Origin of the sequence: Pelagerythrobacter sp. (assembly GCF_041912895.1) — a bacterium.
In the GTDB taxonomy this organism is placed as follows: domain Bacteria; phylum Pseudomonadota; class Alphaproteobacteria; order Sphingomonadales; family Sphingomonadaceae; genus Pelagerythrobacter.
This window is the reverse complement of sequence record NZ_JAYSGI010000001.1, coordinates 137870-152857: the sequence shown is the minus strand read 5'-3', so window position 1 is coordinate 152857 and position 14988 is coordinate 137870. Positions and strand designations below refer to the sequence as shown.

Annotated in this window: 13 protein-coding genes; 7 read left to right on the top strand and 6 right to left on the bottom strand. The window is 67.6% G+C overall.

The features are described from left to right. Positions 1-16 precede the first annotated feature (16 nt). A complete protein-coding gene (locus tag ACE3QC_RS00790) occupies positions 17-1405 on the top strand; it encodes a DUF1800 family protein (RefSeq protein WP_374405179.1) in 1389 nt (462 codons plus the stop codon). Positions 1406-1407: 2 nt separating this feature from the next. Beyond that, complete coding sequence (locus ACE3QC_RS00785; RefSeq protein ID WP_374405178.1) at positions 1408-2562, top strand: DUF1501 domain-containing protein; 1155 nt, start codon at positions 1408-1410, stop codon at positions 2560-2562. A gap of 14 nt (positions 2563-2576) precedes the next feature. On the opposite strand, the gene ACE3QC_RS00780 is transcribed toward ACE3QC_RS00785, so the two are convergent. After that, a complete protein-coding gene (locus tag ACE3QC_RS00780) occupies positions 2577-3959 on the bottom strand; it encodes a M20/M25/M40 family metallo-hydrolase (RefSeq protein ID WP_374405177.1) in 1383 nt (460 codons plus the stop codon). Positions 3960-4097: 138 nt separating this feature from the next. On the opposite strand from ACE3QC_RS00780, the gene ettA reads away from it, so the two are divergent. Beyond that, complete coding sequence (gene ettA / locus ACE3QC_RS00775) at positions 4098-5771, top strand: energy-dependent translational throttle protein EttA (protein ID WP_374405176.1); 1674 nt, start codon at positions 4098-4100, stop codon at positions 5769-5771. 86 nt (positions 5772-5857) lie between these two features. Then, complete coding sequence (locus ACE3QC_RS00770; RefSeq protein ID WP_374405175.1) at positions 5858-6916, top strand: type I restriction endonuclease; 1059 nt, start codon at positions 5858-5860, stop codon at positions 6914-6916. A gap of 56 nt (positions 6917-6972) precedes the next feature. Here the strand turns inward: ACE3QC_RS00770 and ACE3QC_RS00765 are convergent, their stop codons facing one another. Next, positions 6973-7548, bottom strand: coding sequence for a Uma2 family endonuclease (locus tag ACE3QC_RS00765; RefSeq protein ID WP_374405174.1), 576 nt, complete (start codon positions 7546-7548; stop codon positions 6973-6975). 81 nt (positions 7549-7629) lie between these two features. Between ACE3QC_RS00765 and ACE3QC_RS00760 the strand changes: the two genes are divergently transcribed. Next, on the top strand, positions 7630-7896 hold the full coding sequence (locus tag ACE3QC_RS00760; RefSeq protein ID WP_374406596.1) for an acylphosphatase: 267 nt from the start codon (positions 7630-7632) through the stop codon (positions 7894-7896). A 195-nt stretch (positions 7897-8091) separates the two neighbouring features. Here the strand turns inward: ACE3QC_RS00760 and ACE3QC_RS00755 are convergent, their stop codons facing one another. Beyond that, entirely contained in the window at positions 8092-9444 is a 1353-nt protein-coding gene (locus ACE3QC_RS00755; RefSeq protein ID WP_374405173.1) for a chloride channel protein, read from the bottom strand. Positions 9445-9635: 191 nt separating this feature from the next. Between ACE3QC_RS00755 and ACE3QC_RS00750 the strand changes: the two genes are divergently transcribed. Beyond that, on the top strand, positions 9636-10625 hold the full coding sequence (locus ACE3QC_RS00750) for an RcnB family protein (protein WP_374405172.1): 990 nt from the start codon (positions 9636-9638) through the stop codon (positions 10623-10625). A gap of 86 nt (positions 10626-10711) precedes the next feature. On the opposite strand, the gene ACE3QC_RS00745 is transcribed toward ACE3QC_RS00750, so the two are convergent. Then, a complete protein-coding gene (locus ACE3QC_RS00745) occupies positions 10712-11269 on the bottom strand; it encodes a cytochrome b (protein ID WP_374405171.1) in 558 nt (185 codons plus the stop codon). A 75-nt stretch (positions 11270-11344) separates the two neighbouring features. On the opposite strand from ACE3QC_RS00745, the gene ACE3QC_RS00740 reads away from it, so the two are divergent. Further along, positions 11345-12013, top strand: a complete 669-nt coding sequence (locus ACE3QC_RS00740; protein ID WP_374405170.1) for a prolyl hydroxylase family protein — start codon at positions 11345-11347, stop codon at positions 12011-12013. A gap of 3 nt (positions 12014-12016) precedes the next feature. Here the strand turns inward: ACE3QC_RS00740 and ACE3QC_RS00735 are convergent, their stop codons facing one another. Then, positions 12017-13783, bottom strand: coding sequence for a lysine--tRNA ligase (locus ACE3QC_RS00735; RefSeq protein ID WP_374405169.1), 1767 nt, complete (start codon positions 13781-13783; stop codon positions 12017-12019). A gap of 103 nt (positions 13784-13886) precedes the next feature. Beyond that, positions 13887-14954 (bottom strand): hypothetical protein, encoded by a 1068-nt coding sequence (locus ACE3QC_RS00730; protein ID WP_374405168.1) that lies wholly within the window; start codon positions 14952-14954, stop codon positions 13887-13889. Positions 14955-14988 lie beyond the last annotated feature (34 nt).

The window sequence follows — 14988 nt, the reverse complement described above, 5'->3', positions numbered from 1 at the left end:
GGCGTATGGTGGCGGAATGAGCGAACTTTCGATCGCCTTGAACCGGTTCGGCCTCGGCGCGCGCGGCGGCACCGCCCCGCCCGGCGATCCGCGCGCCGACCTGCTGTGGCAGATCGACCGCTACGACCCCGCGCCGCCCGCCATCGCCGCGCTGCCCGGCAGCTCCGCGATGATCGGCAGATATGCCGAGTTGCTGCGCGCACGCCGGGAATTGCGCGAACAGCGCAAGGCCGATGACAGCGCGGCGCAAGGCCGTGCCAAGGGCAACCGCAAGCGCGCCGACGGCGTGCGCGGGCCGTTGCAGGATGCGGTCGCCGCGCGGCTGACGCAGGCCGTCGCCACCGAAACGCCCTTCGCCGAACGCATGGTGCATTTCTGGGCCAACCATTTCGCGGTCTCCACCGACAAGCGCACCGTCGTCGGCCTCGCCGGGCCGTTCGAAGCGGAGGCGATCCGCCCGCACGTGACCGGCCGCTTCGCCGACATGCTGGAGGCGGCGGTGACCCACCCCGCGATGCTGCTCTATCTCGACCAGTCGCGCTCGATCGGGCCGGAAAGCCCGCTCGGTCTGCGGGTGCGCGAGCGCGGGCGGCGGCAGCGCGGACTGAACGAGAACCTCGGGCGCGAAGTGCTCGAACTGCACACGCTCGGCGCGGGCGGCGGGTACGAGCAGGCCGACGTGATCGAACTGGCCAAGGCGCTGACCGGGTGGACCGTGGCAGGCGCCGCCGCGCGCGACATCACCGGTCCCACCGGCACCCGCTTCGCCGCGCGTACGCACGAGCCCGGCGCGCGCACGATCATGGGCAAGCGTTACGGCGAAGGCGGCGCGGGGCAACTGCGCGCGATCCTCGCCGATCTGGCGGTGCATCCCTCGACCGCGCGGCACGTCGCGACCAAGCTCGCGCGCCATTTCGCGGGCGACACGCCGCCGCCCGCGCTGGTCGATGCGCTCGCCGAGCGGTTCCTCGCCACCGGCGGCGATTTGCCCGCCCTCTATCGCGTGCTGGTCGAACGACCCGAGGCATGGGCGGCCACGCCGCGCTTCCGCAGCCCGTGGGAATGGCTGGTCGCAGGCGCGCGCGCGACCGGATACGCCCCGCCGCGCCCGCGCTTCGCCTATCGCCTGACCGAGGAACTGGGCCAGCCGGTGTGGAAGCCCGGATCGCCCGCCGGATACGACGATCTCGCCGCCGGATGGGCCGGGTCCGACGCGCTGATGCGCCGGGTCGAGGTCGCCGGGCGGATCGCGGCCGAGGTGCGCGAGGTCGATCCGCGCGCGCTCGCCCCCGCTCTGTTTCCCGAAGCGCTGAGCACGGCCACCGCCGATGCCATCGCCCGCGCCGAAAGCCAGTCGCAGGGTCTCGCGCTGCTGCTCGTGTCGCCCGAAATGATGCGGAAATAGCCATGACCATGCCCCTCTCGCGCCGCTCCCTCCTCGCTTCCGGTCTGTTCGGGGGCTTGGCGCTCGCCTGGCCCGGCCTGTCGCTGGCGCGCGTGGCGGGCGAACAGCGGCTGGTGTTCGTGATCCAGCGCGGCGCGGCCGACGGGCTGATGGCGCTGGGCGCGCCCGGCGATCCGCAGTTCGGCGCGGTGCGCGGCGCGCTGGCGGAAGATTTCGCCGACGCGCCGCAGATCGGCGGGCTGTTCGCGCTCCACCCCGCGCTCGCCGAAACCGCGAAGCTCCACGCGGCGGGCGAGGTGCTGTTCGCCCCCGCCGTCGCCTCGGTCTATCGCGAGCGATCGCATTTCGATGCGCAGAACGTGCTCGAAACCGGCGGCGCGCGCGCCTACGCGGTGAAGGACGGCTGGCTCAACCGGCTGGTCGGGTTGCTCGACGGCGGCGAAGCGCGCGCGCTGGCGCTGGCGGCGACCGCCCCGCCGGTGCTGCGCGGGGTGAATCCGGTGTCGAGCTACGCCCCCTCGGGCCTGCCCGACGCGCAGGCCGCGCTGATGGGCCGCGTCGCGCAGCTCTATGCCGAGGACGCGCAGTTGGGCGGGCTGTGGGACGACGCCCTGCGCACCCACGGCATCGCGGAGGACGGCGAAGCCGCCGGGCGCGGCGCGGCCAGCCTCGGCACGCTCGCCGCCGCGATGCTGACGGCCGAGGGCGGCGCGCGGATCGCCACGATCGAGACGACGCGGTGGGATACGCATTACGGCCAGCGCGCCCGGTCGAATGCGCTGCTGAAGGATCTCGACGCGCTGCTCGCCGCTCTGCGCGAAGGGATGGGCCCGGCGTGGGCGAACACGCTGGTGATCGTCGCGACCGAGTTCGGTCGCACGGTCGCGGTCAACGGCACCGGCGGGACCGACCACGGCACCGGCTCGCTCGCCTGGCTGCTGGGCGGCAAGGTGCGCGGCGGGCGGATCGTGGGCGACTGGCCGGGGCTGAGTTCATCGGCGCTCTATCAGGGCCGCGACCTCTATCCGGCACAGAGCCTGGAAGCGCTCGTCGCGGGCGCGATCGCGGAACACTATGCGCTAGACCCGGAGCAGGTCGGGCGCACGCTGTTTCCCGCGATGAACGGGCGGCCCGTCGAAGGGCTCGTTACCGCCTGATAGTCATCGCCTGATTACTGACCCTTGATCGGGCCCGGTTCGTTGGCGAGCAGGCCGACCACCTGCGTCCACACCGCGACGTTCTGGCGCAGCTGCTCCGGATCGATCTTGTCGAGCGTGTCGTCGGGCGTGTGGTGCAGGTCGAAATAGCGCGTGCCGTCCTGCGACAGGTCGATGATCGCGCCGTTCTGGTCGCGCACGATGTTGATGTCCGCCCCGCCGGTGGCAACGCCGGTGCCGGTCGACACCCCGAAGCGCGCGACCGCGGCGGCAATGCGCTTGTGCAGGTCGGGATTGCTCTTGGCGAAGTTGCTTTCGAACTTCCAGATCCGGTCCGCGCCGAAATCGCTTTCCAGGCCGACGGCGATCGGCTCGTCGATATGTGCCTTCGAATAGGCTTCCGAACCCCACAGCCCGGTTTCCTCCGCGCCCGCCATCAGCACGCGGATCGTGCGCAGCGGCTGGCCTGCGGCGGCGGCGTGCTTCGCGGCGGCGGCGACGATCCCGCAGCCCGCCCCGTCGTCGATCGCGCCGGTGCCGAGATCCCAGCTGTCGATATGGCAGGCGACGAGCACCGGCGGCAGCGACGGATCGCGCCCGACGATCTCGCCCACCACGTTGCCGCTGGTGGTCGTGCCGAGATCGCGCGGGGTCAGCACCAGCTTCATCGTGATCGGGGTGTCGCCCGCCCGGTCGAACATCCGCTCCAGATTGGCGGCATCGGGATTGCTCAGCGCGCCCGCCGGGATCGGCTTCACGCCTTCGGGAAACGAGGTGCCGCCGACGTGCGGGTTGCGGTGGTAATCGGTGCCGACCGACTTGATGACGCTGGCGACCGCGCCCTTGCTCGCCGCGATGCCCGCGCCGACCCAGCGCGCCGGGCCGGCAAAGCCGTATTGCGAGCCGTCCTGCGTCGGCGTCATGTTGTTGCTGATATAGGCGATCTTGCCCTTCAGACTGCCCTCGGGCGCGGCCTGCAGCGCGGCCACGCTGTCGAACTCGACCACTTCGGCGGTGATCCCGCGGTTGCCGGTCGAGGCGCTGGTGCCGAGCGCGGCGACATGGAACGGCTGGGGATAGGGGCTGACGATTTCGGCCGTCTCGGTGCCGCGCACCCAGGTGTCCATCTCGAACGGCTCGTCCGCCACGTTGGCGAAGCCGTTGGCGTTGAGCCAGGCGACCGCCCAGTCGCGCCCGCGCTTCTCCGCTTCGGTGCCCGCCTGCCGCGGGCCGACCTCGGTGGTAATGCCTTCCACGAAATCCCACGCCAGCACGTCGTCGGTCAGCGCGGCATCGGCGCTGGCTTCCAGGGTTGCGGGGGTTTGGGGGCCGGCGGCCTGCGCGAAGGCAAAGGTCGGGAGCGATGCGGCGGCGAGCGCCAGGGCGAGTCTGTGCATGGCCGCACCTGCTATCCCTCTCCCCGGCCCAAGTCCAGCGCGGCTGGTTGAGGGGGCACGTCCGGCTTGCCCGCGCGCGCGCCAGCCCCTATCTGCGCGCCAACTCTCGAAACATCCGATATTCTCGAAGGACGACTGATGGCCGCCCAATACGCATTTGTCATGAAAGGCATGACCAAGACCTTCCCCGGCGCGCCCAAGCCGGTGCTGAACAACATCGACCTGCAATTCTACCAGGGCGCGAAGATCGGCATCGTCGGCCCCAACGGCGTCGGCAAGTCCACGTTGATGAAGATCATGGCGGGCATCGACACCGATTTCAGCGGCGAGGCCTGGCCGGGCGAGAACATCACCGTCGGCTACCTGCCGCAGGAGCCTTCGCTCGACGAGAGCAAGACCGTGCTCGAGAACGTCAAGGACGGCGCGCGCGAGACCGCCGACATGGTCGAGCGGTTCAACGCGATCGGCATGGAGATGGGCGAGCCCGACGCCGATTTCGACGCGCTCAGCACCGAGATGGCCGAGCTGCAGGACAAGATCGACGCGGTCGACGGGTGGACGCTCGACAACCAGCTCGAGATCGCGATGGAGGCCCTGCGTTGCCCGCCGGGCGACTGGCCGGTCACCGATCTGTCGGGGGGCGAGAAGCGCCGCGTCGCGCTTACCCGCCTGCTGATCCAGAAGCCCTCGATCCTGCTGCTGGACGAGCCCACCAACCACCTCGACGCCGAGTCGGTCGAATGGCTCGAAAACCATCTCAAGGAATATGCCGGCGCGGTGCTGATGATCACCCACGACCGCTACTTCCTCGATCACGTGGTCGGCTGGATCCTCGAGCTCGATCGCGGCACCTACTACCCCTACGAAGGCAACTACTCGACCTACCTCGAGAAGAAGGCCAAGCGGCTCGAACAGGAAAGCCGCGAGGAGAGCGGCAAGCAGAAGGCGCTCGCCCGCGAGCTGGAATGGATTCGCCAGACCCCCGCCGCGCGCCAGACCAAGTCCAAGGCCCGTATCCGCAAGTTCGAGGCGCTGCAGGAATCGCAGGACAGCCGCAAGCCGGGCAAGGCGCAGATCGTCATCCAGGTGCCCGAGCGGCTCGGCGGCAAGGTGATCGAGGCCAAGGGCATCTCCAAGGCCTATGGCGACAAGCTATTGTTCGAAAACCTCGATTTCATGCTCCCGCCGGGCGGCATCGTCGGCGTGATCGGGCCGAACGGCGCGGGCAAGTCCACGCTGTTCCGCATCATCACCGGGCAGGAACAGCCCGACGACGGCAAGCTGGAGATCGGCGAGACCGTGCGCCTCGGCTACGTCGACCAGAGTCGCGACGACCTCACCGCGAAGAACAACGTGTGGGAGGAGATCTCCGACGGGCTCGACTACATGAAAGTCAACGGCCACGACGTCAGCACGCGCGCCTACGTCGGCGCGTTCAACTTCAAGGGGCAGGACCAGCAGAAGAACGTCGGCAAGCTGTCGGGCGGCGAGCGCAACCGAGTCCACATGGCCAAGATGCTCAAGCAGGGCGGCAACGTGCTGCTGCTGGACGAACCTACCAACGACCTCGACGTCGAGACGCTGGGCGCGCTGGAAGAGGCGATCGAGAACTTCGCCGGCTGCGCCGTGGTCATCTCGCACGACCGCTTCTTCCTCGACCGCCTGGCGACCCACATCCTCGCCTTCGAGGGCAACAGCCACGTGGAGTGGTTCGAGGGCAACTTCGAGGCTTACGAGGAAGACAAGCGGCGGCGGCTGGGAGATGCTGCGGACCGGCCGACGCGGTTGGCGTACAAGAAGTTGACTAGGTGATCGTTTCCCTCGCTTGTTTGCTCTACAGAAGTCGTTGCACCAGAAAGCGATTCCGGTAATTTGTCCGCAAACAAATGGGGGCAAAAATGGAACTGGAAACGAAGCTAGCTGATCTCACGAAAACTGTTCGCGAGCACCGAGAGGTTCTTCTGACCGAGGAAGCGGCGAAAAACGCGCTGGTGATGCCTTTTCTACAGGCGCTAGGCTACAATGTCTTCAATCCCTCTGAAGTGGTTCCGGAATTCACGGCTGATGTCGGAACAAAAAAGGGCGAGAAGGTTGATTATGCAATCTGCAACGAGGGCAAGGTTTCAATCTTGGTGGAGTGCAAGCCAGCAAGCTCAGACCTGACAATTAATCACGCTTCTCAACTATTTCGCTATTTCTCCGTCACGGATACTCGAATTGCAATTCTGACAAATGGGGTAATTTTTAAATTCTTTTCTGATATCGACAGTCCCAATAAGATGGATTCCAAGCCGTTCTTCACGCTTGATATGGAGGGAGTGAAGAAGTCCGACATTCGCATACTCTCGAATTTCATGAAAAATGCCTTCAACATCGACACGATTGTCGCTGAGGCAGGCAACCTCAAGATGCAGAGCCTGGTGGCGAACGAACTTGAGAAGGAGTTTGCAGAACCATCGGACGAGTTGATTCGATTGATCGCCAACCGCGTTCATGAGGGCCGCGTAACCGCTTCGATCAAAGACAGCTTCAAAAGCCTGATCGTCACCTCCATCAACGCTCTCATCCGCGATAAGGTGAACGAGCGGCTGACTTCCGCCTTACACGCTTCCAACCCGGGTGATATCGAGGATGGCGATCCGCCCGCCACACTTGAAAGCGAGGGCGTGATGACGACCCAAGATGAGATTGATGGCTTCAACATCGTTCGAGCCATCGGGTCGCGGGTTGTGGATCCCAGTCGCATCGTCATGCGAGATGCCAAATCCTACTGCGCCGTTCTGTTGGATGACAACAACCGCAAGACGATTGCGCGCCTCCACTTCAATAGCCCCACAGCTCGGTACTTGGGCACTTTCATAGACAAGAATGAAAGTCGCCATGCGGTTAGCGGACCTGTGGACCTTTACAAGTTCGAGAAGCAGATCGCTGGCCGGATCGCGGAGCTTGAGCCTTAATTCTCTAGCTTCAGCCGCCTCCCGTCCGGCGCCTTACCGCTTAGCCGAGATCAAGCTTAATTGAGCCCGCTGGTCTCCACCGCCAGCCCCTCGATCGTCGCCGCGTGCAGCGGCTCGCCGAACGGCACGTCGATCTGTCCATCGTAGCCGCTGGCGTCCTCTCGCGGATGAGCGTGCATCAAGACGCGGCGCTCCTCGACATCGACCACCCAGTATTCGGGCACGCCGGCCGCGGCGTAGAGGTCGGCCTTGGGGCCGAGGTCGGTGGCGAGCGTGCTGTCCGCCACCTCGATCACGAGCTTCGCCGCCTCTAAAGGCAGGATGCCCTCGCCGTCGGGCGCGTTCGTAATGACGATATCCGGTTCGGGTGCGTCGTGGTCCGAGAGCCGCACCGAAATGTCGGTGAGGACGCTGAGGCCGGTATCGCCGGCTTCGAGCGCCTGCCTGATACAGAAGTAGAGATCGCCGACAGTGCGCGCATGCGGCCGATGCTTCGGACTCATGTAGTAGACTTCCCCCCCGAAGAGCTCCGCGCTGCGCATGCCAAACGCGCCCGCGCGATCGAGCATGAGGAATTCCTCCACCGTCAGGCGATGCTTGTTCTGCCCGTCGAGAAGCTCTTGCGCCGTCATCGGCAAATACTACCAAACGGCAGCGGAGTGTTCAAATCCCATCAGACCGACCGCTCCACATCAGAGGCATCGTTGGAACCCATGACCGCCCGCAATCTCACCATCCACGGCCGCGTCCAGGGCGTGTTCTTCCGCGACTGGACGGTCGAGACGGCGCGCTCTCTCGGCATAGCGGGGTGGGTCCGGAACCTGCCCGACGGCAGCGTCGAGGCGCATGTCGAGGGTGAGGTGGGTGCGGTGCGGCGGATGATCGCGGCGCTGCACGACGGTCCCCCGCGCGCGGCGGTCGAGCGGATCGTAGACCGCGACACGGAGACCGAGGGGCTGCAAGGGTTCGCGCGGCGTTGAGCCGAACGCGGCGGAAACCGTTTTCCTACAGCGCTATCGCCGGGCTACTCTCGCGCCATGTCCGTGCTCGCCAGCCACCTGCGCGACAGCGCCATTCCCATACCAAGCGCTCCTTCGCGCACGCCGGATTTTTTCTCTTCAGGACAGTGTAACAACCGGTCCATGTCTCGCCGTCGCGCGACACTGCGCGCCGGTTCAGCTCGCGCCGTCGTCCTTGCGCGACTCGGCCTCCCCGCCCTCGGCAGCCGCGCGGGGCGCGGCGAAATCGCGCGCCAGCGCGTGGTAGAGCCGCTCGCGGCAGACCATCGCGCCGGTCCAGTCGCCGATCAGCGCGGTGGCGAACAGCGGGAGGATCGCGTGGCTCGATCCGGTCGCTTCGCTCAGGATGATGACCGCGGTCAGCGGCGCGCGCACCACGCCGGTGAAGTAGCCGCCCATGCCCAGCAGCACGATCAGCCCGGCATGCTCGGGTGCGAACAGCGGGGTCATCAGCTCGCCGAAGCCCGCGCCGACCGCGAGCGAAGGCGCGAAGATGCCGCCGGGGATGCCGCTGACGCTGGTGGCGAGCGCGGCGGCGAACTTGGCCGGGCCGAACCAGTAGGCGCCGCCCGCGCCCGCGAGCAGGTCGCGCGTCGGCTCGTACCCGGTGCCCGCGGTCGCGCCCGCAGTGGCGAAGCCCAGGCCGCCGACGATCAGTCCGCAGACCAGCGCGGTCGCCAGCGGGCGCTTGCCGAGCACGCGGGTATAGCGCCCGTCGGGCCCGCGCAGCGCGCAGACGGCGCGCGCGAACAGCCCGCCGAGCACGCCGCCGATCACGCCCGCGAGCGGCGCGGCGATCAGCACCGTGGCGATCGGCAATGCCCCGTCGAGCTCGCCGAAATAGACGTAGCTCCCGGCGATGCCCTGCGCGGTCAGGCCCGCGATCATCACCGCCCCCATCACCAGGATCGCGACCCGCTGTTCGTAGGCGACCGCGAGTTCCTCGATCGCGAAGGCGATCCCGGCGAGCGGGGTGTTGAACGCCGCCGCCACGCCCGCCGCGCCGCCCGCGATGATCACGCCCGAGGTCACCTTGACCCGGAACAGCCGATGGACGTGCGCCATCGTCGCCGCAGCGAGTTGCACCGTCGGCCCCTCGCGCCCGACCGATGCCCCGCCGAGCAACGCGCCGACGGTCAGCGCCACTTTGGCCAGCGCGGTGCGGATCGACAGCAGCGCGCCGCTCTGCGCGGCTTCGGGGGCCTTGCCCGCGGCCATGACCTGCGGAATGCCCGATCCGCGCGAAGCGCTGGCGAAGCGCACCGTGATCGCGGCGATGGCGACGAAGGCCAGCGGGGTCGCGACGAGGTTGATCCAGGGGCGACGCGCCTGCGCATGCAGGAACGTCTCCTGCGCCCAGTCGCCCGCGAAGGCGAAGGCGATCGCCGCGAGGCCCACGAGCACGGCCGATACGAGCATGGCGATGCGCCGGCCCCAGTCGGCCGGGCGCAGGATCTCGGCCGGGACCCCTTCCTGCATCGATCGGTTGATCTGTTCGCGCCAGCGCATGACTGCCGCGCTTATGAGCCTGCACGCACGAGGTCCAGCCCCGCAGCTTCGTTCATGCGGGATCGCGCGAACCTGAACGAGAGGCATCGTACCCGGTTCAGTTTGCGGTCAGCCCGTCGGCGGTATGCGGATGGCATCGGAGGGCCGCTAGGAGTGGGCGCGGCGTTTCTCGAACACTGGAGAATCGCACGATGACACTGGAACAGTTACTGAAGGGAAGCGCGCTGTCGGCAATCGCCGCGGCGATGGCGCTGACCGTGCTCCCAGCCGCCCCCGCGGCGGCCGCGGAAATGCAGCAGCAGCGCGCCGATCGCGAGCGCGGAGAGCGGCCGCAGGCGCGCTCGAACCGTGGCGAGCGTCGCCAGGCACGGCCGCAGCAACGCCGCGAGAGCCGGCCCCAGCAGCGCAGCGAGAGCCGACCGCAGCAGCCCCGCCCCGTCGCCCGCACGGTGCGCGATGCCGATGCGGGCCGCGCGCGGTCCGTCCGGCAGAGCGTCAGCGTCCGGCAGGAAGCGCTTCAGCGTGCCGCGCAGCAGCGGCAGGCGAGCCAGCGCGGCGAAGCGCAGCGCCGCGCGGCCGTCGTTGGGCGGACCGTCCAGTCCGACCGCAACCGCAGCTATCGCGACAACGACCGCAACCGGACCTACCGCCCGCGCGATAACGACCGCCGCGACAACCGTGAAAACTGGCGCGACCGGCGCGAGAATCAGCGCGAGAACTGGCGCGACCGCAACGACGACCGCCGCGACAGGTGGGACGATCGGCGAGACAACTGGCGCGATCGCAACGATGACCGGCGGGACCGCTGGGACGACCGGCGCGACAATCGCCGCGACCGGTGGGACGACCGCCGCGACAACCGCAACCATCGCGCGTGGACCCGCACCTGGCGCAACGACAATCGCTACGACTGGCACCGCTATCGCTCGTCCAACCGCAGCGTCTATCGCATCGGCCGCTACTACGCGCCGTACCGCAACTACAACTACAGCCGGATCAACATCGGCATCCGTCTCGGCAGCCCGTTCTATGGCAACCGCTACTGGATCAACGATCCGTGGCAGTATCGCCTGCCGCCCGCCTACGGCCCCTATCGCTGGGTCCGCTACTACGACGACGTCCTGCTGGTGAACACCTACACCGGAGAGGTCGCGGACGTGATCTACGACTTCTTCTGGTAGCGCGCGTTTCCCAAGGCTGCCGGGGCCTCTCAGCCCGGCAGCCCTTTGCAAGCCCCCGTCGGCCCGCGCCGGCGGGGGTTCTTGCGTCAGGCCTTCGGCGTGCCGAACGGCAGCATGCGAAACAGGTTGCCGTCACGGTCGATCAGCGTGTGCTTGAGCGCGCCGAGCACATGGATCGCGGCAAGCACCAGCAGCGCGATCCCCGCCGCGGCATGGAAACCGAACACGTCGCCCGCGCCTTCGGGATCGGTCGCTACCGGCAGCGCGGGCAAGGCGAATAGGCCGAACACATCCACGCCGGTGCCGTATTTCGACATCGCGTACCACCCGGCCAGCGGCATCCCGATCAGGAGCACGTAGAACAGCGTATGGGTGACCTTCGCCAGCCACCGTTCCCAAGCCGCGAGATCGGCCGCGAGCGGCGGATTGGGCCGCACCAGCCGCCAGGCGAGTCGCGCCAGCGCGACCAGCATCACCACGATGCCGAGCGAAAAATGGTTCGCCATGATCGCACTCCCCGCTTCGTCGCTGGGCGCGTTCTCCCCTGCAACGGCGAGCCGCCATTGCGCGATCACCCCGATCGCGAGGAGCCAGTGCAGCGCCATCGCCACTTTCGAATATCGGCGTCCCGCAGCTTCGTTCACCGCATGTCTCCCTTCGAACCGTCTGTGTCGCATCGGACCTTGAAGCACACCCTGGCGCTGGTAGGGAAGGCCTCGATGAAGAAGACGGCCACCATCCCCGACCAGGACGCGCTGAAGCGCGTAGGTGCTTCGGTGCGAAAGCGCCTCGGCGCCGATCCGCAGGCTTACAAAATCGATACCGACAAGGCGGAGATCTACGCTTTCGGCGACTTCCTCGGCGCGGCCGAGTGCCAGCGGCTGATCCTGATGATCGATGCGGTGGCGGAACCCAGCACGCTGTTCGATGCCGACTATTCGACTGGCTTCCGCACCTCGTATTCGGGCAATCTCGATCCGCGCGATCTGTTCGTCGCGGGCATTTCGCGCCGGATCGACGACCTGCTCGGCATGAAGGCCGAGACGGGGGAGGCGATCCAGGGCCAGCGCTACATGCCCGGCCAGCAGTTCAAGCCGCACAACGACTGGTTCTACACCACCGAGGACTACTGGAAGTCAGAGCGCAAGCGCGGCGGGCAGCGATCGTGGACCGCGATGGCCTTCCTCAACGAGGTCGAGGCCGGGGGCGAGACGCACTTCACCGAGGTCGGGATCAAGATCCCGCCCAAGCCCGGCGTGCTGCTGGCGTGGAACAATGCCCTGCCCGACGGCTCGCCGAACGACGATACGATCCACGCCGGAACGCCGGTCGAAAGCGGCGTGAAATACGTCATCACCAAGTGGTACCGCACCCGCAAGTGGGGCTAGGCTTCACCCGCGCGCCAACGCCTCGGCGATCAGCTTGCGGGTATTGCCGATGCCGTAGAGCGCGATGAAGCTGCCCATGCGCGGCCCCTGCGGCGAGCCGAGCAGCGTCTCGTAAAGCGCCTTGAACCAGTCGCGCAGGCTCTCGAACCCGAACTCCTCCTGCTTGCCGATCTCATAGACAATCGTCTGAAGATCTTCCGCACTCGCATCCGCCGCGACCATCTCGAGCGCCATATCGAGCGTACGCAGTGCAGCTGCTTCGTTATCCGCAGGCGCACGCCGTTCCAGCGTGGGGGCGACGAAATCGCGGTTGTAGGCGAGCGCGGTGCCGACCAGCGCGTCGAGCTCCGGGTGCTTCGCCGGATCGGGCTCGGCGATGTAGTTGCCGAGATACGACCACACCTGCTCGCGCGTCGCGCCGGCCCCGAGCACGCCGACGAGGTTGAGCAGCAGCGCATAGGTTACGGGCAGCGTGTCACCCGCCCCCGGCGCCGCGGCACTCAGTTCAGATCCGGGGCCACTGAAGTAGCCAATCGCTACGGGAGCGTTGCGCAAGAGCCTGCCTGCGGTTGACAATCGAGCCTGCGGGTTACCCTGCACTGCTCGCGGAGCGTTACTAGTCAGCTTTGACAATCCGTTCGCGCGCAGCAGGTGCCAAACCGGATTGCCGAGCTGCTTGTCGAGCGGCTGTTCCGCCAGCCGCTCGCGGAACTGCCAGTAATCGTCGACCGCGCGCGGGATCACCCCGGCGTGGAGTTGCTTGGCGCTCTTGGGATTGGGGAAGATGTAGAAGCCAAGGCTCTCTTCGCTGCCGTAGGTCAGCCATTCCTCGATCGTCAGGCCGTTGCCCTTCGACTTGGAGATCTTCTCGCCGTTCGCGTCGAGAAACAGTTCGTAGATCAGCCCTTCCGGCTTGCGGCCACCGAGCACCTGCACGATCCGGCCCGACTGCGTGACGCTGTCGGTCAGATCCTTGCCGCACATCTCGTAATCGACGCCCAGCGCGTACCAGCGCATCGCCCAGTCGACCTTCCATTGCAGCTTGGCCATGCCGCCCAGCGCCGACTGCTCGACGGTCGTTCCGTCCTCGTCGGTGAAGCGCACCATGCCCGCCTCGGCGTCGACCACTTCGACCGGCACTTGCAGGACCGCGCCGGTCGTTGGGCTGATCGGCAGCACGGGCGAGTAGGTCCGCCGCCGCTCCTCCCGCAGGGTCGGCAGCATGATGTCAAGAATCGCCTGGTTCTGCCGCAGAACCTGTCGCAGCGCGTCGTCGAACGCGCCCGAATTGTAGCGCTCGCTGGCGGACACGAACTCGTATTCGAAGCCGAACCGGTCGAGGAAATCGCGCAGCATGGCGTTGTTGTGATGCGCGAAGCTGGCGAACCCCGCCTCGAATGGATCCGGTATCCGGGTGAGCGGCTTGCCGAGGTGGCCGGTCAGCATCTCGCGGTTGGGGACGTTGTCGGGCACCTTGCGCAGCCCGTCCATATCGTCGCTGAACGCGATCAGCCGGGTCGCGCCGTCGCCCGGCTTCGCGCCGATCAGCGCCTCGTAGGCGCGGCGCACGAGCGTGGTGCGCAGCACTTCCTGGAACGTGCCGATGTGCGGCAGGCCCGATGGGCCGTAGCCAGTTTCGAACAGTACCGGCGCACGCGTGCCATCCGCCGCGACCTTGCCGTCGGGATAGCGCTTGAGCAGCTTCTGCGCTTCCTGGAACGGCCAGGCCTTGGACACGCGGGCGGCTTCGATGAGGGTCTGCTCGGTCATGTGCGTGCGTGTTGCGTAACACGCACCATGTTGCAAGCGCGAACGGCACAAAGGAAAAGGGGCGCACCTCGCGGTACGCCCCTTCCCTGCGACCCTCGCGAGATCAGGCGAAGGAGGTGCGGCGGCCCGCCAGCGCCGGCCAGTTGCGGGTGTACTGGCTGAGGTCGAAGCGCGGCTTGACGTTCTCGAACGTCCGGCCGAGCGATTGGAGGATCAGCCGCGCGCGCCGCGCGCGGGCCTTGCCCGAACGGAAGGGGTTGGCGCGATCCGGCTCGGCCTCGATCATCCGCTTGAGAAGGGCATCGCGCTCCTCGAACGATTTGGGCAACTCGGCCGGCAGCGAAACCGCCGCACCCTTGTTGGGCAGGCCCTGATAGCCGTCCATCGGGTTTTCACGCGGCGCGGTGGTGGCAGGAGTCGTCACGACCGGCACCGGTTCCGGATCGAACGCGAGCGACGGCGTGACGGGTTCGGCAACGCGGTCGGCCAGCGGGGCCTGCACAGGCTCGGCAGCCGGTTCCTCGACATACTCGACCTCGTCGTAAGCCTCGCTCTCGAGCGCATCCACCCGGCGCGAGCGGCGACGGAACCAGACCAGTGCGAAGGCGATCGCACCCAGCGGGATCAGGCCGGCGAGCGCAAGCGAGATGATCGCCACCCAATCGGGTCCAGCGCCAGCAGGCGCAGGCTCGGCTGCAACCGCTTCGGGCGCGGTTGCGGCGAAAGGAGCCGGCGCGACGGTCGGCTCGGCCAGCAGCGCGTCATCGGCAGTCGACGAAACGGGCGCATCGGCCGATGCCGCGACCGGAGCGGCGTCGTTCGATGCGGCGCGGTCAGGAACAGCACGTTCGCGGCTCGCCGGACGCGGTTCGGCGGCAGGCGCAGCGGCGGTCGCCCGTTCGTTGCTGACGGGCGCGGCTTCACGCTGTGTTTCGGCGACAGGAGCCGGAGGCACGTCCAGCACGATGGCCGGCTGTTGCGGCGCGGGTTGCGTCGGAGCGGTACTCTGCGTCGTACGCGGCGCAGCCACCGGAGCCGCGGTCGTCGGCGCGGGATTGGGCGTTGCCGCAGGCGGAGCGACCGGCGACTGCAGCACGATCGGATCGGAGGCCGAGGGTGTCTGCGCCGGCGCGCTCTGCGCCATGACGGGGGTGGTGCCAAGCGCGAGCATCGCGGCAATCGCGATGGGGGCGCTGCGAACAAGA